Source organism: Syntrophomonas palmitatica JCM 14374, from assembly GCF_001311885.1.
GTDB lineage: Bacteria > Bacillota > Syntrophomonadia > Syntrophomonadales > Syntrophomonadaceae > Syntrophomonas_A > Syntrophomonas_A palmitatica.
The window spans coordinates 74384-96260 of sequence record NZ_BBCE01000012.1; the positions used below are offsets into that span (position 1 = coordinate 74384).

The 21877-nt window shown below is 43.7% G+C and carries 22 protein-coding genes and 1 pseudogene; 4 read left to right on the forward strand and 19 right to left on the reverse strand.

Going from position 1 to position 21877, the window contains the following annotated elements:
* Positions 1-34: 34 nt before the first annotated feature.
* Genes JCM14374_RS13135 through JCM14374_RS08300 form a run of 3 tightly spaced genes read right to left on the reverse strand, consistent with a single transcriptional unit; the run spans position 35 to position 2158 of the window.
* The gene (locus JCM14374_RS13135) at positions 35-166 is read right to left on the reverse strand and encodes a cyclic lactone autoinducer peptide (protein ID WP_172674192.1); all 132 of its coding nucleotides are present in this window, start codon (positions 164-166) and stop codon (positions 35-37) included.
* Complete coding sequence (locus tag JCM14374_RS08295) at positions 166-795, reverse strand: accessory gene regulator ArgB-like protein (RefSeq protein ID WP_054695951.1); 630 nt, start codon at positions 793-795, stop codon at positions 166-168. The genes JCM14374_RS13135 and JCM14374_RS08295 overlap by 1 nt, the downstream gene beginning before the upstream one ends.
* Positions 734-2158 (reverse strand): sensor histidine kinase, encoded by a 1425-nt coding sequence (locus JCM14374_RS08300; protein ID WP_054695954.1) that lies wholly within the window; start codon positions 2156-2158, stop codon positions 734-736. The genes JCM14374_RS08295 and JCM14374_RS08300 overlap by 62 nt, the downstream gene beginning before the upstream one ends.
* Before the next feature lie 205 nt (positions 2159-2363).
* Here JCM14374_RS08300 and JCM14374_RS15755 point away from each other — a divergent pair, with 205 nt between their 5' ends.
* The 4 genes from JCM14374_RS15755 (at position 2364) to JCM14374_RS08315 (ending at position 7533) form a co-directional block, all read left to right on the forward strand.
* Positions 2364-2813 (forward strand): magnesium chelatase domain-containing protein, encoded by a 450-nt coding sequence (locus tag JCM14374_RS15755; protein WP_369397319.1) that lies wholly within the window; start codon positions 2364-2366, stop codon positions 2811-2813.
* A 14-nt stretch (positions 2814-2827) separates the two neighbouring features.
* Positions 2828-3895, forward strand: coding sequence for a YifB family Mg chelatase-like AAA ATPase (locus JCM14374_RS08305; protein ID WP_369397320.1), 1068 nt, complete (start codon positions 2828-2830; stop codon positions 3893-3895).
* Positions 3896-4079: 184 nt separating this feature from the next.
* Entirely contained in the window at positions 4080-6119 is a 2040-nt protein-coding gene (locus JCM14374_RS08310) for a PAS domain S-box protein (RefSeq protein ID WP_054695958.1), read from the forward strand.
* A 19-nt stretch (positions 6120-6138) separates the two neighbouring features.
* On the forward strand, positions 6139-7533 hold the full coding sequence (locus JCM14374_RS08315) for a sigma-54-dependent transcriptional regulator (RefSeq protein WP_242848906.1): 1395 nt from the start codon (positions 6139-6141) through the stop codon (positions 7531-7533).
* Positions 7534-7618: 85 nt separating this feature from the next.
* Here JCM14374_RS08315 and JCM14374_RS08320 read toward each other — a convergent pair whose 3' ends face one another.
* The 16 genes and pseudogenes from JCM14374_RS08320 to JCM14374_RS08385 all read right to left on the reverse strand — a co-directional run bounded on the left by JCM14374_RS08320 (position 7619) and on the right by JCM14374_RS08385 (position 21730).
* Entirely contained in the window at positions 7619-8080 is a 462-nt protein-coding gene (locus JCM14374_RS08320; RefSeq protein ID WP_054695964.1) for a chemotaxis protein CheX, read from the reverse strand.
* 1 nt (position 8081) lies between these two features.
* Positions 8082-8558 carry a chemotaxis protein CheX gene (locus JCM14374_RS08325; protein ID WP_054695967.1) on the reverse strand — a complete coding sequence of 159 codons (477 nt, stop codon included), beginning with the start codon at positions 8556-8558 and terminating at the stop codon, positions 8082-8084.
* An 11-nt stretch (positions 8559-8569) separates the two neighbouring features.
* Positions 8570-8959 (reverse strand): response regulator, encoded by a 390-nt coding sequence (locus JCM14374_RS08330; protein WP_054695970.1) that lies wholly within the window; start codon positions 8957-8959, stop codon positions 8570-8572.
* A gap of 98 nt (positions 8960-9057) precedes the next feature.
* The gene (locus tag JCM14374_RS08335) at positions 9058-10107 is read right to left on the reverse strand and encodes a protein-glutamate methylesterase/protein-glutamine glutaminase (RefSeq protein WP_054695973.1); all 1050 of its coding nucleotides are present in this window, start codon (positions 10105-10107) and stop codon (positions 9058-9060) included.
* Positions 10104-11501, reverse strand: a complete 1398-nt coding sequence (locus tag JCM14374_RS15760) for a chemotaxis protein CheW (RefSeq protein ID WP_369397321.1) — start codon at positions 11499-11501, stop codon at positions 10104-10106. Before JCM14374_RS15760 ends, JCM14374_RS08335 begins: the two co-directional genes overlap by 4 nt.
* Positions 11502-11527: 26 nt before the next feature.
* Entirely contained in the window at positions 11528-11686 is a 159-nt protein-coding gene (locus tag JCM14374_RS15765) for a chemotaxis protein CheW (RefSeq protein WP_369397322.1), read from the reverse strand.
* Positions 11687-11724: 38 nt separating this feature from the next.
* Positions 11725-13674, reverse strand: coding sequence for a methyl-accepting chemotaxis protein (locus JCM14374_RS08345; protein ID WP_054695976.1), 1950 nt, complete (start codon positions 13672-13674; stop codon positions 11725-11727).
* Positions 13675-13746: 72 nt separating this feature from the next.
* Positions 13747-15239: pseudogene (locus tag JCM14374_RS15770) on the reverse strand (Hsp70 family protein).
* Positions 15240-15277: 38 nt separating this feature from the next.
* Positions 15278-15457, reverse strand: a complete 180-nt coding sequence (locus JCM14374_RS08355; RefSeq protein ID WP_054695979.1) for a tetratricopeptide repeat protein — start codon at positions 15455-15457, stop codon at positions 15278-15280.
* The gene (locus JCM14374_RS08360) at positions 15438-15644 is read right to left on the reverse strand and encodes a hypothetical protein (RefSeq protein ID WP_054695982.1); all 207 of its coding nucleotides are present in this window, start codon (positions 15642-15644) and stop codon (positions 15438-15440) included. Before JCM14374_RS08360 ends, JCM14374_RS08355 begins: the two co-directional genes overlap by 20 nt.
* A gap of 1 nt (position 15645) precedes the next feature.
* Complete coding sequence (locus JCM14374_RS08365) at positions 15646-16431, reverse strand: ParA family protein (RefSeq protein WP_054695985.1); 786 nt, start codon at positions 16429-16431, stop codon at positions 15646-15648.
* 186 nt (positions 16432-16617) lie between these two features.
* Positions 16618-18168 (reverse strand): chemotaxis protein CheA, encoded by a 1551-nt coding sequence (locus tag JCM14374_RS14655; protein WP_242848901.1) that lies wholly within the window; start codon positions 18166-18168, stop codon positions 16618-16620.
* A gap of 109 nt (positions 18169-18277) precedes the next feature.
* Positions 18278-19387, reverse strand: coding sequence for an Hpt domain-containing protein (locus tag JCM14374_RS14660; RefSeq protein WP_242848902.1), 1110 nt, complete (start codon positions 19385-19387; stop codon positions 18278-18280).
* Between the two features lie 20 nt (positions 19388-19407).
* Positions 19408-19782, reverse strand: a complete 375-nt coding sequence (locus JCM14374_RS08375; RefSeq protein WP_054695988.1) for a response regulator — start codon at positions 19780-19782, stop codon at positions 19408-19410.
* A 36-nt stretch (positions 19783-19818) separates the two neighbouring features.
* Positions 19819-20649 carry a CheR family methyltransferase gene (locus JCM14374_RS08380; RefSeq protein ID WP_054695991.1) on the reverse strand — a complete coding sequence of 277 codons (831 nt, stop codon included), beginning with the start codon at positions 20647-20649 and terminating at the stop codon, positions 19819-19821.
* Positions 20650-20668: 19 nt separating this feature from the next.
* Positions 20669-21730 carry a HEAT repeat domain-containing protein gene (locus tag JCM14374_RS08385; protein ID WP_054695994.1) on the reverse strand — a complete coding sequence of 354 codons (1062 nt, stop codon included), beginning with the start codon at positions 21728-21730 and terminating at the stop codon, positions 20669-20671.
* Positions 21731-21877: the final 147 nt, after the last annotated feature.

Below are 21877 nucleotides of genomic sequence, written 5' to 3' on the forward strand. Positions count from 1 at the left end.
TTTAAATTTATACCTTATTATATCTTTGATTTTTTTAGTTATTTTTTTGGGGTATTTCAGGCTGATAACCCACCAACGGACAGCAAGCCTGCATATTACCTGCAGCCACTACAGCGAATACCAGAGCCAGAGAAGTACAAATAAGATTTTTAACTTTTGTTAACATCATACTCCCTCCTTCCCCACATATTGATTGGTAAAACCACCTAATAATCTATCCCAAAGGTGCATATATAAAGCGCCCCAGGGAGTCATAGTGAATGTCTGCCACAACAAACCTAATAAAAAACCGACTGCCAGCAGATCTAAGCCATTTGCTTTAGCAAGAAGCGATAAGAGCAAAAAAGCCGTCACAATAAGAAAAGATTTAATTCTCAGCTGACTTCGGTGCCGCGGATTACTTACCGGTTTTTCTTCTGTATCTACAGGCGCCTTAAGATAAATAACTAGAAAACATGATAATAATGTAATACTAAAATAATACGGATAATAAGTTAAATCTATAAAACGGCAGATATAAGAAAGGCCTAGGAAACTAAACCAGCCCATGATGGTACAGCGATAATAAGCGCCGCAGTGAGCCCCTCCCGCAAAGCGGCGATATAACGCTGCGGCACAAACAATGGCCAGTGTTTGTCTAAAGATTCCTAATGGCCAGGCGAGTAACAGAATGATAGATATCTGAAAAAAAGCACCTAAGAACACTTCTAGGCCGTAACGGATATATTCTTCATCAATTCGCCCTGTCGCACCTGCCGCCAAGCGGTGCGCTATAGTCCTGGCTATGGTATTCATAGTTATCGCCTCCGCCAGACGATTTAGGAATCTGAACCGTAAAAACCACCATATTATCCTGGTTGTTTACCTGTATAGTTCCATTATGCTTGTCTACTAACTTCTTAACGATATACAGTCCTAATCCCTGATGCTGACCAGACTTGGTAGTAAAGTTCTTTTCAAAAATTTTTTGGAACATATTTGCATCAAGATTACCATGATTGCTGATTTTAAAGATAAAAAATCTGTCATCAGCGGTTATATAAATTATGACTTTTCTTAGGTTTTTTTCGAGAGATGACACGAAATCCAGAGCATTATTAATAAGATTGCCGATTATACGGTTAATTTCATGAGCCGGAATATCCATATGTTCAATCCTGGTGTCAGTAGATATTTCCAGTTGGATGCCTTTGGATATCGCCAGACCGGATTTAATGTAAAACAATGCTGACAAAGCCTGATGCCCGGTTGCATAATAATTTTGGGAAATTACCATGTCGCCCATTAATTCCTCCAAATAGCTGCGGGTCTCGTCCAGGTATCCCAATTGTACAAAACCGTATAATGTCTGGAGGTGATTAATGCGGTCGTGGGCTTCGGCTCGGCTGGCCGTATATAGTTCATCCAGGGTTTGCATATAGGCTGACTGATTAATATAATCTGATTCGGTTTGAAGCAGAACAAATAATTGCTCGATAATGATCACCAGCACAATAAAGGCTGTAGCCATAGCCGTACTGGTTATGAGTCCGATATCCCTGGCAGGAAGATTTTTTAGGAAGGGATGGGGATATAAATTAAATATGCTTACATTAAATACGATTTGCACAATTATTAAGAAAAACATAACCGCTGCCAGTACCATAATGTTTTTAACCCGTTTTTCATTGGAATAAAAGGATTCATGCAAAACCTGGTCGTGAAAATCAAACAGGTGAAAATCATACTTGTAAATTATGGCTATAATTATCAATGCGGCCGCAATCTGTGGCAACGGAAAGATAAGAAGGATTAAACGATTATAGGTTAAGGCTTGCATGTTTATATCAAACACATTAAACATTAAAGAAAGATTTAAGGCTTCACCTACAAGCAGGATCAGAACCCCTAATACAACGCTTACAAAAGATCGGAGCAGATTTAAATTCCAGTAAAACATGACCAGAATAACTTGAAAAGCAGTCATAATAAAGAAATCTATACCAAAAGGCATATTTAAACTTCTAACCAGGGTATTTACGATAGCAAAACATACCGCTAATAATCCAATTTTTATCAGGCTAGGTCTAATATTAACGAGAATAAGTCCCAGCCAGGTACAGATAAAACCCGTGGCAAAACCATGAATTAATGCAATCCATGGCGCAGTTTCATACATGAAATACCCTCCCATGACAAGGAATGGTTACAATTTAGAAAAAAAGACCTATATTATATTTTCTATCTTTTCCCGCCTTTAGACCAGTCCCAATTTTGTTTTCTAATAGCATTTAAGTTGATTTTTACTCTGATAACCATACACAAAGGATTTTGTTTTTTATTGTAGAATTACTTTGCTATATTACTTTTTTGGTGATGATTTCATGCTGGCTTCTTTGAATACTCTGGTAATTAACGGAATATATGCCCAGCCCGTTAAGGTTGAAGTCGACCTGCAGACAGGGTTGCCAGCCTTTGAATTAGTCGGCCTGGCGCAAGCAGCCTTAAAAGAGGCTCGCGAACGTGTTAAATCAGCCATTAAGAACTCGGGCTATGAATTTCCCAACCGGAAGATCATAGTCAACCTGGCCCCGGCTGATCTAAAAAAAGAAGGCAGTCATTTCGACCTGGCCATTGCCCTGGGTATTTTGCTGGCCTCTGAACAACTGCCTAACACTCCTAACCCTGATATGTTTTGGGCTGGGGAACTATCCCTGGATGGCAGCCTGCGTACTGTCCCCGGAATTCTGCCCATGTGTTTGGAATTACTTCAATCAAAACCAGACAGTATTTTTATCATTCCCCCCGGCAACAGTCAGGAAGCTGCCTGGTAAGCGAAATTCAATCAATGGCTGCCAACAATCTGCAGGAGGTCTGCAGATACCTTGAAAATAACGCCGAACTTCTTAAGGTAAGCAAAAAAGATAATGATATAATATCTCCTAATAACCTGCCTGATTTTGCCGATGTAAAAGGCCAGGAAACTGCCAAACGGGGTATGCAGATAGCCGCAGCCGGTTCTCATAATATACTCTTGATTGGTCCGCCCGGGGGAGGTAAAACCATGTTAGCCAGACGAATGCCTGGCATCATGCCGGATATGACTCGGGAAGAAGTACTGGAAACTACCCGCATTTATTCAGTAGCCGGTTTGCTCAATCCTGATCACCCACTCATAGAAAACCGTCCTTTCCGCGCTCCTCATAAAAATGCTTCAGCTGCCAGTATTATCGGCGGAGGACGCATCCCTCGTCCCGGCGAAATAACCCTGGCTCAAAACGGAGTGCTCTTTTTAGATGAATTCCCTGAGTTTAGCCGCGATGTACTGGAAGCGCTGCGTCAGCCCCTGGAAGATAAAGTAGTAACAGTAGCGCGCGCCCAGGCAACCCATACCTACCCGGCAGACTTCGCGCTCATCGGTTCAATGAACCCATGCCCGTGCGGCTTCTTCGGATCCGACCTGGAATGCGCCTGTACACCCCTGCAGATTCAAAAATACTTGAGCCGCATCAGCGGTCCTCTCTTAGATAGGATGGATTTGCATGTGGAGGTGCCCAGGGTAAATTATGAGCAGTTAAGGGACCGCGGAAATGGCGAGAGTTCCGCGGCTATACGTGAGAAAGTGATCAGAGCCAGAGATATTCAGAAAAAGCGGTTTTCCAGGCATAAGATAAGACTTAACTCCCAAATGCGCCCGGCTGATGTGAAAAAATACTGCCGTCTGGATGAAGAATCGGAATTTCTGTTAAAGAATGCCTTTGACAAATTAAAAATGAGCGCCCGGGCTTATGACCGGATATTGAAAGTGTCTCGCACCATTGCCGACCTCGAAGGCTGTGAAAATATTAAAGTGCATCACCTGGCCGAAGCCCTGCAATACCGTAGTCTGGATCGCAAATACTGGAGACAGGCCTGATTTACCTTTCTCAATCCTCTAATGTTAACCATTTGCCATAGTCCAACTTTAACGCCTTGCTTAACTCCTAGGAAAATTTTAAGAAAAGCAGGAAAAGCATGTCGAATGAGAGAATTTTTTTAGAGAAATAAAACTTCGCCTTTTGCTGGGGTTATTTTATTTATTTTACCAGGAGATAGAATATATGTTTTTCAATCGCTTGTTTGATAAACAGAACCTTGAAATCCTGGGTTTTTTAGCCGATGTCGTGGAAAATTCTTTTAATCCATTTGTAGCCGGGCGGATGGATGGCAGTATTATAGCATTTAACCAGGCCTTTGAAAGGCTGACTGGTTTTGCTCAACACGAGTTATTGAATTTGAATATTCATTTTCTCACCCACCGCGAGAGACAAAACGATCTTCTATATCCTTCCAGCGCCGAGGAAGCCAGTACATTACACCGTTTAAAGGAAACCGAGATAATTTGCAAAGACGGCACGCGGGTACCAATAAATATGCGGCTTCAGTCTATGCAATTCCCCGGCGAAGAGCTTCCTATCTGGATTGCTTTCATCAGTGACATTTCTGATCGCAAGTTGTTTGAACAGACTCTAAAATATCAGCTCGAATTACAGCAGATTTTAAACGCCATATCTGCACGTTTTGCAAATGTGAATTCTCTTGAAATTGATGAAGAAATAGAATCAGCGCTTAAAATAATAGGTGAATTTGTTGATGCGGACCGAGCCTACGTTTTTAAAATTGACCCTTTGGAACAAACCGCAACCAATACCCATGAATGGTGCAGAGAAGGCATCAGACCACAAAAACACAACTTGAATAATGTGCCCGTTAATGAATACCAGTGGGGTTTGACTCAATTAGTTAATAATGACTATATCTACATTCCCTGCGTAAATGATATGCCTTTGGAAGCTGCGTATGAAAAGGCACAACTGCTTGCCGAGGATATAAAATCTTTGCTTATAGTGCCTTTATCTCAACATAATAAACTGCAAGGTTTTGTGGGATTTGACCAGGTTAGATACGAACGTGTCTGGTCTCCTTATGAAATAACCATATTGATTACCGTAGCGGAAATAATATATCACAGCCTGGACAATCAAGCAGCTCGTTATGATTTACGGGTAGCTATGAAACTGATTAACAATATCTCTGAAGGCTTGGTGGTTATTGAAGAAGGAGTTGTTTCCTGGGCTAATCGAGCTTTTACATTCCTAACATTATATGAATTAAACGATGTGATGGGTAAAAAGCCGTCTGAAACCGTTGTAAAAACCATCAGTCAGGCTTTAAGGACAGAAATACGTCAAAGCTTGAGAAAACATGGTTCCTGGCAGGGAATAATTGAAGTTACCCGAAAGGATAAAGCGACCTTCCCTTCTTTGGTTCTGGTCAGCAGTATCAGCAATAACCATAATATAAACAGGTACTGCGTGGTTTTTGCCGATATTAGTGAACAAATGCAGCTTAACCAGGAAAAAGAACGTCTGAAAGAACAGACCATGACCCTGCAGCGTCTCAGTTCACTCAGTGCCATGTCGGCAGGACTGGTGCATGAAATCGCCCAACCGCTAAACTCTATAAAAGTAATGGTTGAAGGTATGCTGTACTGCCGTAATAATAATTATCCCCTTACACTTGAAGAGATTTTTGCGCATATTAATGACATTTCATTTGAACTCGGAAGGATAGAAGAAATAATTCGTCATATGCGTTCTTTTGCCAACCTTAATGACGAACTGGTCATTGAACCTTGTAGTTGGAATGATATTATATGCAATTCGCTGCGGATTCTGGGACGGCAGCTGGCCGCTCACGGCATTGAGATAAAACTGGAATTTGAGCAAGAACTCCCCATGATGTGGGGAAATTCCAACCGTCTTGACGAGGTTATTATCAACCTGCTGGTGAACTCCATGCAGGCCCTGGATTTGTCTAAAGGAGACCATAAAGAAATACTGTGCCGTACCCGCTGGTCTGACAAACACAGCATATTAGAAATAAGCGATAATGCTGGCGGAATTCCGCTGGAATTAATAGATAAAATATTTGAGCCTTTTGTAACCACCAAACCGAGTCCCCAGGGTATGGGGCTGGGTTTATCCGTGGTTCACTCCATTATGAACCGTTTAAACGGCAATATTCAGGTATTTAATAATCAAACCGGAGGAGCCACATTCGTATTGCAGCTGCCAATAGTCGTTAGCGAAAGAATATGAGGTGATTGCTGTGAAAATCATGCTGGTGGATGACGAAGAAAGAAGCCGTATACATTTGGCTGATTTCTTACGTAAATTGGGTCACCAGGTACTGGATAAACATAGCACCAGCGAAGCCCTGGAGACACTGGCCCGGCAGAATGTTGATTTACTGCTTACCGATTTGCGCATGCCGGGAAATTCGGGTGTGGATCTGATGCACCAGGTTCGGCATATGCCAAACCGGCAGGCTCTGCCCATGGTGCTGTTTACCGCCTATGGGGATATGGAGAGCAGTATTGAAGCTATGCGGGCGGGAGCCATGGATTACCTGCTAAAACCTCTAAACATAGAAGAACTTATTAAAGTTATCGATAAAGCAGCCGAACTCAAAACCAATCCTGCTAATAAGCAACCCGATGCCCTTAATGAGCCTTTGCCTATGGAAGCGACACCTGCGCCGCTTACTATGGGTCCTGACGAAGAAATAGCGGTTTGTTCAAAATCGATGCGAGAAATTATGAATGTAGCTATAAAGCTTCATCAGAATCCATCTATTCCTGTGTTAATAGAAGGTGAAACCGGCACAGGCAAAGAATTAATTGCCCGTTTTGTCCACTTCGGCAATGAAGGTTCATCAAGTCCATTTATCGCTATCAACTGTGCGGCTATTTCGGCCTCACTCTTTGAAAGCGAGCTTTTTGGTTATGAAAGCGGAAGTTTTTCCGGCGGCCTGACCAAAGGCAAGGAGGGTAAGCTTGACCTGGCACAGGGAGGAAGTCTGTTTCTGGATGAAATCTCCGAGATTCCTCTGGATTTACAGGCCAAATTGCTGCGTTTGATTCAAGAACGTGAGTTTTACCGTGTGGGTGGTCTGCAGCTGATCAAAAGCAATACCAGAATTATTGGGGCCAGCAACCGTAATCTCAAGGAAGCGGTATTAAGGGGAGAATTTCGCCAGGACCTCTACTACCGTTTAAAAGTCGGTCATATTTATCTTCCTCCTCTGCGCCTGCGAAAAGACGGGCTGCTGAATCTGGTTAAATACCTGATGCAAACATATTCCAAAAATCATAATAAGCATTTCAAAGAAATCAGCCCGCAGGCGGCCCGGATTCTGATGCAATATGACTGGCCCGGCAATATCCGCGAATTAAGAAATATTATCGAATGGATAGTATTAACCGAAGATGACAATATGCTGAGAGCTGAGCATCTGTCTGCCATATGCAGTCCAATTAAGTCTAACCCTGCCAGCCCTATGGATGAAGGAGCAATCGCCATTGACGGAATACCTCTGGATCAGATCTCGAATTCCGTTATTTTAAGGGCTCTAAAAATAAATAACGGCAACAAAGCCGCCACCGCCAGAAACCTGGGTATATCCCGCAGTGCCCTCTATTACCGTTTAAGAAACATGGACTATAACGATTAAGTAGTTATGGGCGTCCATACTTAAAACACGATATTATCTTGCTGACCTAACATAACCGCAGCCATAATCTGTGGCCATTTTCTCACTAATCTTCTGTAGCCACATTCATTTCCAAAGGCCCCTCATTGGTATTAAAACTGATAACCAGGGTCTCAACCTGGCTGATCATGGATATCATATTTTTACCGTTAATAAGCATAGGCGGGGTAATGTTCACCACAGTACCCATCTGTTCCAATTTGCTCATGCTGGAACCCGCAACCATATTGGTTAGCTCACAGATGGCACTTTTCGGCATCATATCAAATTGTTCTACCGCCATGCCCCCCATCATGGTGGAAGCAATGTTTTTTGCCGTAGATTCAGGCATGGACAAAACCACATTGCCTTTAATGCTGCCTACCAGGCCAATAATTACATTCACATCATTATCGGTGCGAAGCTTTGCCCGTTTGGCAAGCCCTGTCCTTTGGACGCTGTTCATGCCCAGCATGCCAAAAATGTCCATGAGACCAGTTATAAATGAATTGACGTATTTAACATCCATATTATTTTCCCTCCCTGGCCACGACATTGATTTTTATAGGTCCGGCGTCACTGTCCAAAAGTACCGACCAGGAATTCAGTCTAACATTGAACATATTTAACCCGTCTCCGGCAAAAACGCTGGGCGGAGCCAATCTTATATTCAGACCTTTCTGCTTGTTGTTTATTTCCGTAATAGCATTGCCGCTGATGATATTGCCAATTTCTGCTCCCGCCAGTAACACCTCTTCATCTTCCAGAGACGAATACGTTTCACCAGTCATAATACCGGCCAAATTCATGGTGGTTTCCTGGCTCATATCAAGCAGAAACCATCCCTCCCAGCCATCCGTTAAACCTACCATAACAGTAAAACCTTGCGAGATAAATGAGTCTCCTTCCTGTTGGGGCTGGCCATTGCGAATTTCCATATCAAACAAATCTTTGAAAACCCCGGCAGCGGCCACTATAAAAGGGGCTATTTGCGTACTGCTGTCCATTTAATTACACCTCACCTGCTCATTAGCTCCAGAACCTTATCTACCATTTCCTGCGGTTTAAACGGTTTGGTACAAAAATCAGTAATCCCGCGCGACTGGGCATCGGCAATGATATCGGCATCCCCCATCGCGCTTAACATTACAATGCGTTGAGACGGATTCAGCTTTTTTATTGCCCCGGCAGCATCCAACCCGTCCATTATCGGCATAGTTACATCCATAGTGATAACATCCGGCTGCACTTTGGAATATACCTCCAGGGCTTCTTTGCCATTCCCGGCTTCAGCAACTATTTCAAAGCCCTCCGGCTCCAAAGCCTTGCGTATCATCTTTCTGGTTATAGGCGAATCATCCACCGCCATAACCCTGATCGGAGTTCCATCAGCTTTCAAGCCCTTCATCAACAATCCCCCCAAAACACTGTATTAACCACAGATGAACCCAAATGTTACTCTGCGTGAATCTGTGCTGCATCGTTCTTCTATTGTTCCCCTATACTCTACTTATTGACCGCTTTCATGATTTCGCTGGCAATATTCCAGATAGGAGTTACTATGCTGGCTCCGCCCTTTTTTACCACTTCGCCGGGCATGCCCCACACAATAGCGCTCTCTTCAGCTTCAGCAATAGTAATGCCCCCGGCGTTCTTAATCTTAACCATAGCGTCAGCACCATCGTTACCCATCCCCGTCATCATTACTCCGATAGTTTTGCTGCCATATACACTCAATACCGATTCCATCATTACACCCACTGAAGGGATAAAAAGATGGTCCGGTTTGCTGGGCAGCCGCATCATCACTTCGCCAGACGCATTCTTCACCAGGTTTAGATGCCGCCCTCCGCTGCCGACATAGACAACGCCCGGTCTTACTTTCATTCCCGCCTGGGCTTCGACAACTTCTAACTGGCATGAATCATTTAAACGTTTTACATAAGTTGATGTAAAATTAGGCGGCATATGCTGAACTAAAAACAAAATGGCGTTTATGTTGGCGGGAATTAATGGAAGAACTTCGTATATCATCTTGGGGCCACCGGTAGAAATCCCCATGGCTACTGCTTTAACCGGTTTATTAGAAACGGGCGGATTTTTAACCACCTGCCGTTTTTCCCCTGGCGAGCGGGTCAGCTTTTCAATCCCCCGTCTTTTTTTCAAACCGGCAGCTGCTTTTACTTTGCTTATCAACTCATCAGTAATGACATCCATATTACTGGAGACAGTTCCCCCCGGTTTACCTACATAATCGAACGCCCCCAGTTCCAGGGATTCGAATGTGGTCATGGCGCCCTCCTGAGTCAGAGAGGATACCATGATAACCGGGCAGATTTTTTCATTAACTATGTACTGGAGAGCGGTAATCCCGTCCATACCAGGCATATTGACATCCATAGTAATAACATCAGGACGAATTTCCCGTGCTTTTTCCACCACATCTATCCCATCGCGGGCAATCCCCGCTATCTCGATATCCGGGTCCGTCTCCAGTATTCGTTTCAGCATTTTCCGCATGAGTGCCGAATCATCAGCAATCAATACTCTTATCAAACTCGTTCGCTCCTACCCTGTTTTTTTAATTTGGGTTTTTCCTCTTTGGACTTAACCTGGTTTTTAGGCGTTTCATCCTGGCTGGTCTGACCCATGCTGAGCGATTCTAGTTTTTGCCATTCTTTTTCTACCAGTACGTTCTCCAGATTTAGAAGCATGATCATACGTTTTTCAAGTTTGGCAATGCCATCCATAAAGCTCTGCATCTCGTTTTCCTGAACAATATCGGGGGCTTGCTCAAGCAAATTGGCAGGTATCCTCAATACTTCCAGAACTTCATCCACAATTATACCAATCTTTTTATTATTAATATCACTGACAATTACGCGGGTAAACTCGTTATGCTCCTTTGATTCTATTTCAAATCGTTTTCTGAGGTCAATTAAAGGAATAACGTCTCCTCTAAGATTTATAACCCCTTCAACAAAACGAGGCGCGCGCGGAACTTTGGTTATTTTTGACAGGCGATTGATTTCCTGCACTTGGATAATCCGAACTCCGAATTGTTCTCCGGCCAGTTTAAATACTACCATTTGTTCTTCATCGATTTGATCTGTATAATCATTTTCTTCATCAATGACAGAACTGTCTGCACTATCAAGGCTTCCTATATCCTGTAATTCTTCCCTGGTCATAATGCTCATGGGATCAATCAACATGATTATACGTTTGCCGCCATCTACCCGGGCAATGCCCTGTAAACGCTCGCTGGTATCAACGTTTAAAGCTTGAGGCGGGGGAAAGATAGTGTCTTTCGGTATGCGAGCCACCTCATAGACCCGGTCCACCACTAAACCTATCCGGGTATTATCAACATCGATGACTATTACGCGGGTGCTGTCCGTTATTTCATCCGAACCGGTATTAAGCTTCAAACGCATATCTATTATGGGCATAAGATTATCGCGCAGGGAGATAACCCCTTTTACATAGTGAGGCATGTTGGGAACCTTTACCACCTCAGGATAACGGATTATCTCTCTTACATTTTCTATTTCCAATGCAAATTCTTCATTGCCCAACAGGAAAGAAACCAGCTGCACCTCTTCAATTTTTCTGTCATTATCCCGGGTATTTTGTTCCCTGGCCCCACGCTGCAAAGCAGATTCGCCGCCGGCTTTGCCTGAACCGATACTGCACAGGCTCGAAGCATCGAGAATCATGACCAGTTTTTTACCTTCGTTAACTTTGACCACCCCGGCCAGAGAACTTGCATCCATTCCCGATACTAAGGCCGGAGCAGCTTCAATGCGTTCACTTTCAACCCTCAAAACTTCTGAAACGGCATCAACACTCAAGCCAATTTTTGTCCCTCTGACATCAACAACTATTACCCGGCTGGAAATATCCCTTTCCACTTTGTTCATGGCAAACCGCATGCGCGTATCAACCACCGGCAGAATTTCACCCCGCAGGTTGGTTACCCCTTCGACAAATGAAGCGCCTGGGGAATAATAGTTATTGAGGGTGTACGGATGATTTCCTGTACGTTCATGATATCTATACCAAAATGTTCGTCACCGAGCACAAAGGTTACGAGCTGCATCTCATCAGAGGAGAACATGCTTTCAGCACTCATTCAAATCCCTCCCTTTGTCCTTGCGTTCTTCCTCCTGATTAGTTGATCTGCATCTCATCTGCTATGGAAGCGATTTCCTCAATAGAATTGGCCAATTCCTCTATGGCTTTGGCCTGTTCCTGGGCAACCCGTGAAGCCTCTTCTACTTGCTGTTCGGCAGCATTTACTATTTCCAGAACCCGTTTGGCTTCCTTTTCGTCTTCCGTGATGGCTTTTTGACTTTCTTGAATGTGTTTCCAGATTTCCTCGCGGACCTTTTGAATAGCCTCCAGTTCACGTTGTACCGCCGCATTCTTCTGCGCTGCCGTCACGGCCTGTTCATCTGCTTTGCGGGAAACAACTTCGGACTGCGATATCTCTACCGCAACCTTGGACATTTGTAATTGAATATCTCTTACAAGATCTTTGATCTTATCTGCGTTTTCAGCCGATTCAGTGGCCAGGTTGCGAATGTCTCCTGCAACAACCGAGAAACCGCGCCCATGTTCGCCGGCGGTAGCCGCTTCCACAAAACCGTTTACGGCCAGCATATTGGTCTGGATGGATACATTTTCAATAGTATCAACGATTTTTTCAATCCTGCGGATCTTGTCCTGCAGGGCTTCAACTGAATTGTTGGTATGTTCGTAGGATTTAATACAATCCTGCAGCCTCTGCCATACATCACGAGCACTGCTCCTGCACTCCACCAGCAATTCGTCCAGTTTTTTCTTAGTTTCAGCAGCCCCGCCGGCAATCTCCACCATCTGTTCACATTTAGAAGCACAAGATTCGGCAATTGAAGCTGCCTTCTCCGATTCATTCAACACCAGTTTGGCCCCCTCGGCCATCTGTACCAGGGCGCTGGCCACCTGCGCAGCCGAAGTGCTCAATTCTTCGATATTGGCTGATAGTTCTTCAGCAGTAGCTGCTACTTCTTCCGCTGATTTATTAATATTGGTGGAGGTTTTAAGTTCCTCGGCCATTTCACTCAGTTCCTGGGCCGCGACATTTACCTCAGACAGGGCTTTGCCTTGTTCGGTAACGGCTTTGGATGATTCCTCAGTTCCCGATAATATCTGTTCGGAAGCAGAAGCAATGGATTCGCTTATACCTAAAAACTCATCCGACAGTTTTTGCAGTTCGCTGGACAAGGCAGCACATTGTGTAACCACTTCAGAATAATGCTTGAACATTTCGCCCATTCTTCCAAAGTCCTGGTTGGTATGTTCTAAATCAGACTGCATGGTTGTAAATATCTCAACATCACGGTTAATGTCTTTTACTACTTCTTCAACCCCGGTTCTGATTTCATCAACCACGCCTCTGATATCACGCGCTGACCTTTCTGATATCTCTGCCAGGTTGCGGACTTCATCAGCCACTACCGCAAAACCGCGGCCATGTTCCCCGGCGCGGGCAGCCTCAATAGCAGCATTTAATGCCAGCAGGTTAGTCTGATCAGCTATCATAACCACCGCCTGCACTATATCTCCTATTTTTCTGGATTGAACCTCTAACTCTTCAATGCGTGCTCCAGACTGCCTATTTTTGTCTGCGGCTTCTTTCAACTGTCCCATCATGAGGTTCATGGCTTCGATGGAATCCTGACTGGTTCCAGTACCATTTTGGGCGTATTTAACTAATAGACTAAAGCTTTTTTCCAGCTCAATAGCAGAACGGTTGACCTGAACAGCGGCAGCCCGCATTTCCTCGCTGCTGCTGCCTACCTGCTGACCGTTTGAGGCCAGACGGTCCATAAGTTTTGAAAACTCCTGCGCGGCCGCATTTGATTCCTCGATGCCGGCTAATAACTCCTCCGAGGCAGAGGCAATACGTTCAGCCATGGCCTGCTGCTTGGCCATGGTACGGGCGCGTGCCTTTTCTTGAGCCATTTTTCTCGCCATTTCTCTTTTACGCGCAATATCTTCATCATTTTCCTTTTTTACCGTAATCCCGGTTTTTTCTGCAGCTTCCATGCTGCTGGGCCTTTCGAGTTTCCTGGCCATAAAATCACTCCCTCTTTTTTTTTCTTTATATATTGATTAGATTTTGATTCCCCTCATAAAACATTTATTTATCTATATCACCGTTAGTTCTCTGCCCCTGCGGGCCAGGAGCATATTGGCTCCCGCATAGCCAAGTTCTGTAATCTGAACCTGGTTTTGCGTGCCCGTATCTATATCGAGAGCCGATACGTTCAATATGCCGTTGCTGTCAATTTCAAAAGTAACATCAATGCTGGGTTCTCCGGCTCGTCCTTTACGAATGCCTTCGAGGTGAAACTTGCCCAGTGATACGTAGTTGTTAAGACTGGATTCATCCATCTCATCCCGCTGCAGGATATGTATTATCACCTCCTCCTGGTCATCCTCTACGGTCGTAAATAATAACGATTGCACTGCCGGGTAAGGAGTACCGGCTGGCAGCAGGGTTATAAATTCACCCTGGTCATCCTGAATACCCAGCGTATGGCTGGTTATATCATGCAGCTCAACGCTGAGAATATCGCCTGAAAACATCCCTCCTTCAAGGGCAGCCCCCAGGGCTACTACTTCATCAGGGTTGATATCGGTTTTTATTTCTACTTCGGGGAATAACTCATTCACCATTTCTCGAAAACCACTCATACGTGACGATCCCCCTGCCAGAACCACCACATCCACCCAGGAACGATTTACCCCGGCTCTGTTTATGGTCTGTTCTATCAAGGTTCGTATTTCTGAGAAGAGATCCTGGCAGAGAAAGTTAAATTCCTCTCGTCTTATAAGCTGGTTTAAGTGTATTGGACCAGTCTTGCCCATAGTTATGTATGGAATCAGTATTGAACACTCATTAACACTGGACAGGTCAATCTTAGCCTTTTCCGCGTTTATCTGCACCTGCTGCAGGGCGATAGGATCATGGCTCAGATCTATGCCATGGGTTTCCTTGAATGTTTCCAAAATTGATTGAATTATCCTCTGATCAAAATCAATTCCTCCCAGCTGGTTGAGCCGCCGCTGCCAATTACCCGGCAGGAACCCTCTTCATATTCCATTAAGGTTATATCAAAGGTTCCGCCGCCGATATCCAGGACCAATACATGCTGTCTGGTGTCAAGATTAATACCGTATGCCAGAGCGGCTGCCGTAGGTTCATTTAAAAGTTTAAGGATTTTTACCCCGGCTATTTCTCCCGCCATCAAAGTAGCCTGCCGCTGGTTGTCGTTAAAGTAGGCTGGAACTGTCACAACGGCTCCTTCTATATCCTGTCCCAGGTATTCGCGGGCGTATTTAAGAAGCTTTCGTAAAATCAAACCTGAAATTTCGGTGGGGTTATAGTTCCTTCCCATGATATTAACCTGATAATCCGTTCCCATATATCGTTTAATGCAGCTCACGCTTTGGTCGCTCTTAAGTATAAGCTGAGACCTTGCCATTTCACCAACTATTACTTCTATGTCATTTTTGAAATGAACTACAGATGGTGTAAGGCGGCTGCCCCGTTCATTGATAATAATCTCCGGTTTGCCTTCGCGGTTGATGAAGGCTGCCAGTGAGTTTGTTGTACCCAGATCGATACCAATAATCATGCAGATTCTCACCACCCTGTAATGTTTACGCGATTTGGCTAAATATTTTCTTGGCGTATCAGTTCCAGATTTTCCTCTGCCACCGGATTGTGCGGTGAAATGGCTAACGCCTGCTGCAGGTACTCCATAGCCATTTTGGTACAGCCATTATCATAGAGGATGATTGCCGCGTTATTGAAGGCTGGGAAAGCATCATGGCTATTTCGCCTGGTTTTCAAGATGACTAAAATCATCAATCATCTTGCGATAATAGTAATATGCTTCCAGGCAGTTGCCTTCTTCATCGAAATCAATAGCCATGGCAAACAACCGCTGAGCCTCTTCTATGCTTTCTAGCTGCTTCTTGGTTTCAGCTGCTGATAATAATAGGTCAAGTCCCATACCCAGGTTTTTTTTTGCTGCCAATTTATTCACCACTCCTGGTTAATATCGATGTTACCAGCGTCCCGTAATCCATAGCTCCGCGGCACCCGGCGGAATATTCAAAAATACTCTGACCAAAGCTGGGAGCTTCGGCCAGCTTAATATCGTTTCTTATAGGCGGCAATAACTTATCCTCTCCAAAATTCTGCTTTATTTCATCCAGTACACTTTTGGCCAGGTTGGTCCTGAGATCACATTTTACAGGCAGTATGCCGAGCAGTCTTAAATCGGGGTTCAGTTCGGCATTAACACGGTACAATATCTGTACCATTTGCGCCAGTCCATCCATGGAAAGAAAGGTAGGTTCCACAGGAATAATCAACCAGCGCGCCGCTACCAAACTGTTTACGCTTATCAAACCTAAAGCAGGCGGCAGATCTATGAGGATATAATCATAGAGATAATCTAGTTCCATCAAAAGGTCTTTCATTAAAACATGTCGATTGTCGATCTCTGCAACTTCTATTTCCAAAGCTGACAGGTCGGCTCGGGCAGGTAAAAGATCAAAATGTTTTTGGCCTTTTATAATAGTCGATTTGAGTTCTTCCTTGACCGAAAGCCCTGCGGCTATGAGGTGCAGAAGTTCATATATGCTTGATTCCAATTGATATGGAATAATACCGCAGCCTATTGTGGCTTGGGCCTGGGAATCAGCATCTACCAACAGAACTCTTTTTCCATCACGGGCCAGACCATCAGCAATATTGATGCTGCTGGTGGTTTTTCCGCTGCCGCCTTTTCTATTGGCCACTACAATGATCGTCGCCACCACCGAACCCCCAAACCAGGATAAAATACAGAATTTTCAGCCACAGATTAACACAGATTTATATACATATAGATTTTAGGATTAGTGTAAACAGCCCTATTTTTGACCTAAAACAAACTTGTCATATCGGAAATACATTGCTAATTATTCATAGATAAATTATCTGTTTTCATCTGTGGCAAATTCCTATAACAACTGGGCGCAGTTTAGGATTAACACCACGCTGCCATCACCTAAAATGCTGGCACCGGTATATATCTTCAGGTTGGCCAGGTCCTCTCCCAGAGCCTTTACTACAAATTCCTGTTCTTTTTGAAAAGCGTCAATAATTAATCCCATTTTTAGGCCGTCAATATTAAGTACCACTATAGAAATGAGATCATTGGCGGAAAGTTTTTTATGGTTGTTAAACGCACCTGCGGCGTCAAGTCCCAAGATATCTTTTAGATCAACAATAGGAAGAATCTCCTCCCTAATATCAGCTACCATTTTATGCTTATATTTTCTGATGGCCTTACGCGGCAATTTAACCGTTTCTTCTATAGCATCCAGGGGGATAACAAAACGTTGGCCGGCAGTTTCAACCATAAGTCCGCGAATAATAGACATAGAAAGCGGTATTTTCAGAGTAAAGGTAGTGCCTTGCCCCAATCGGCTGTTCATATTAACCGAACCGCCGATTTTTTCGACATTGGTTTTCACCACATCCATCCCTACTCCCCGGCCGGATAGTTCGCTTACCTCGTCTCTGGTACTAAAGCCAGGAGCGAAAATCAATTGATAAGCATCTTCATTGCTCATATTTTCAATTTGTTCGGTTTTAATCAAACCCTTTTTAACCGCCTTATATTTGATTTCATCAGGATTCATGCCCCGGCCGTCATCACTAATCTCAATAATAGCGTGGATACCCTGATAATAAGCTCTTAAGCGAACTTGCCCGGTTTCATCTTTGCCTGCAGCCCTTCTGTCAGCAGGCGACTCCAACCCGTGGTCAACCGCATTGCGCAGCATATGTACCAGGGGGTCGTTAATGGCTTCTATAACCGTTTTATCTAATTCAGTATCTTCCCCTTCAATAATCAGATCCACTTGTTTACCGGCTTTTCTAGCCGTATCGCGTATGGTTCTGGGAAAACGCTGAAAAAGTACCTTTAGGGGAACCATCCGTGCCGACATTATAGAGTTCTGTAATTCATCTGATATTCTGGCCAGTTCAGCCGCGACAGATTTGACCTCTCTGGCCAGGGGGGGCATGTCATAGGTTATATTGATGGTATTGGCCAGGTGGAATATGCGGTTTTTTGATATCAGAAGTTCGCCTATCATGTTCATTAAGCGATCCAGTTTCTCCTGACTGACTCGGATAGACTGACCGCCCGTATCGGCTGGTGCTTTGGTTTGATCGGTCTCCCTGGTTTTCTCCCGGGCTACTGCCTGTTTGGCTAAAACCATATCCAATTCAGCCGGTTTTATGACTCCGCCGTCAACAAGTATGTCCCCGATTTTCTTTTGCTGGTTTAAGGCCCAATTTAATTGATCGGGAGTTACCTTTTTCTCCTCAACTAGAATTTCTCCCAGCTTTTTGTCAGCATAACTGGGCGGTACCTCTTCCAGCAATGAATGAATAGTGCTGATTTTTAAATCAAGCATTTCTTTAACACGCTGAAAATTTCTTTTAAGAATATCAATAAGTTCCTCACTGACCAGGTCCTGTTCAGGACTCAGTTTATCCAAATGGTTCATAACCTCTTGTGCTTCCGCTACCAGTTCATCATAATTCAGATAACTGGCCGTGGATATGATGCTTTTTAGGGCACGGCTGTATTGTTTAACCCTTTTACGGTTAACCCGGTTTGTTTTGACGAACCGTTTCCACGATATGCGCCATTGATTCCAGGGCTTGAGTGCTGATATTGATAAAGGCGGTAAATTGCTGCGGAACCTGTTTATCCGCAGTTTGTGCCTGTTGCTGGTTTATTTCCTCCTGGCTGCGAATAGACATGGCATTCACGCGCTCCATTAACTGATCGATTGATAAATCGATTTCCTCCATAGTGTCAAGGCTTTTAACGATGTACGCCACTTTATCAACTACATTAAGGATTAAATCGATAACATTGGTCGGAGGAGCAATAGACTCGTTACGGTATGATTGCAGAAGGGATTCTACTGCATGGGTCAATTTTTTAACCGCCAATATAGGTTCAGCCGCTTGATCTGATTCCTGCATGCTGGCAATAACACCGGCCCCGCCTTTAATACTATGGAAACCACGCAGAATGGAGTTGAGTATTTCAGGATCGGAGGAGTTTTTTTCCAGTTCAACGCACTTTTGTTCAATCGTTTCCAGGTGTTCACTGCTTTCTTCTATAAAATCACCTATCATTTGTTCATATAAAGGTGATAATTCCATCTTCATAAGATTACTGACAGTTTTTGCAGCTTCGGCCTCTTGACCTGTTCCAATTTCCGGTTCATCTGCAGACGCAGCCAGGGGCGGTTCTCCCTGTTCCATTAAATGCCGCAGGGTTTCAGCTTCATTTATAAAGCTTTGAAAACCACCTTCATCGACGACAATTTCGAAATTCTCCTGGCCTGGTCCCAGATCCAGGTTCTGAATGCTTAATGCCAGCTGCCCGATCAAAACATTCAGTATGTCCACTCCACGCAGCAGTATATCAGTCAATTCTGTGTTACAGGCGTAGAGCCCCTTCTTCATATCAGTCATAAAAGACTCTAATACATGGGCCGTGTCTTTTATAGGTATAAAATCCACAAAACTGGCCACACCTTTAACTGAATGCATGGCTCGAAATATCGAATCAAGCAGTTCTGGATTAAAGTCGTTTTCCAGCCTTAAAATGCCTTCTTCAATTCCATTCAGGTGTTCGCTTGATTCTTCTACGATCCCCTGTAATATGTCGAGATCGTCCGCCTGGAAATTGAAAATCAATTCTTTCAGGCCACCTTTCGTTATCTGCCTAGCAGCATACGGATGTTCATCAGCAGGTCCTCAGGGTCAGTGGGTTTGACTAAATACATATTGGCCCCGGCTTCAAAGCCCCGCTGCTTGTCTTTAAGTTCATCCTCGGTTGAGACAATAATTATGGGGATGTCTTCATAGACAGGGTCCTCCCGCAGCCTTTCGATTAAAGTATATCCGTCCATATTGGGCATATTGATATCGGTTATACAGATTAAGAGTTCCTGGTCCGAGCCATATATTTTCTCTAACGCGTCAGCCCCATCTACAGCAGAAATAATCTCCAGACCAAGACTCTTAATGATGTAGCTGTGAAAATTGCGAATCATTTCCGAATCATCAACAATAAGGACTTTTCCTCCCATAGGTTACCTCCTTTCTCCCCAAAAGCACTGATAGCTCTACTTTTGATAGACTATATGATCCTGAATCCTTTTAATTTTGAATGATGTGCTCATACGGCTAAGCGATTCGGCATGTCCCAAAAATATAAAGCCACCCCGGTTTAATACCCCGTAAAATTTATCAACCACCTGTTTACGTGAAACATCATCAAAATAGATTAAGACATTTCGGCAGAATACGAAATCATAGCCATCTTCCGCGCGCAGCGCCCGGCGGTCCATAAGGTTCACATGTTCAAAGAGCACCATTTCTTTTATCTCAGGAACTACATGATACTCTCCCGGCACAGGTTTCTTAAAATAGCGATTAAGATAACTCTCCGGCACATCCTTTACGGATCTTTTATCATAAATGCCCCGGCGGGCACGAGCCAGAACATTTTCATCAATATCAATGGCTTTTACTAGTAAATTCCACCGTTTATAGTCATCGATCATTTCCCGGAGAATAATAGCCAGGGTATAGGCTTCCTCGCCGGTAGAACATCCGGCGCATAATACTTTAAGAGTATTGGCTCCACCGGATTTTTTGGCATTAACCACCTCATCCAGGCAGGATTCGGCAAAAACCTGCAGCTGAGAAAACTCCCGGAAAAAATAAGTTTCATTAACCGTAAGCAGGTTGATCAGTTCTTGAAACTCTTTGCCGCCGCGGTCAAAGAGCTTTAAATGTTTTATGTACTGTTCGACATCATCGATTTCGCAAGCCTGCATTCTTTGCTGCAAGCGTTTTTTTATGTAGTAAATCTTGTTCTCTTCATAATTGATTCCTGTACGTTCATAAATAAGGTTCCGTAGTTTAATAAAATACTCCAGAGGCAGATCCAATTCACAATCACCTCATTTGCTAAAGCTGATTTATGGCTTTCCCGATTACTTCCAGCATCTCCTCATCAGTAGTTTCCTGCTGCAGTTTCTCAAGAACCGGGAGAGCCTCTTTGTTCTTATACATACCTAAAGCCTCTACTGCAGCCAGACAAAGCAGGTGATTGTCTGAGCGGGCATATTTGATTAAAACCGGGAAAATATCACTGTTTTTAAACCGCCCCATTAGTAACAGCAGTTCGTATTTATTGATGTCTTTGATATCAGATTCAAGGTAATCAGGCAAAATTGAAGATAATTCATCGGGAAGATAGTCGCGGGCATTACGTTTGAGAATCCCTTCGATAGCATTAATTATTTCTTTGTGCATTACCTGTCCCTTTTCCTGCATCAGAGCAATAATTAACGGGATATGCAGGTCAGAACCCTTTTTAGCCACAAACTTCAGGAATGAATACTGTTCCAGGAAACTAATTGCCTGGTAATTAGGATAACGTTTGTTAATGTATTCAACCGAGGTATCATCACCAATTACCGCCAGGGATTCCAGACAGGTGCATCTTAACAAAACATTGTCAGTACGCATAAAGAGTGAATTGATTTCAGCTATATGGTTTCTGTTCTCAAGTCGTCCTAGATATTCGACCGCCGTTATTACATTATTAATGTCGCTGTCCTTTAATCCTTCGGCAATTAAATCACCGCTTTGCTCGCTGGCTATTTGCAGTAATATATCCAGGGCGAATTTTCTTATATCCTTGTCATTGTCGTGCAGAATTTTACTCAGTGCCTTAAGGGTTTCTTCCCCCTGTAAAGCCAGGATATCAATTCCGGCGTTGCGCACAAAAGCATCATCGCTTTTTAGGTGTGGAATTACCTGAGCTACTAATTCAGGACCGCTCATAGTCTTAAGACTATTAACGATTACTTCACGTACATACCGGGACTCTTCTACTTCGAGACGCTGCAGCATCGGGCCAATTCCCTCAACAAGACCATCATAGGCTATATCCTCAGCAGCAAAAGCTCGCGTTTTCTCATCTTCAGAATATAAATCCTGTATGAGCTCCTCTATACTGGGCATCAAATTACACCTCCCTTAAAATTACAGGCCGTAATATATCGTCGCATGCTGTGTCCATAATATTGAAAATAACTATTGCAGCTAATTACTATTTTGAATTATTTATTAATGCAAAGTTCATGCCAAAGAACAAAATATTTATAATTG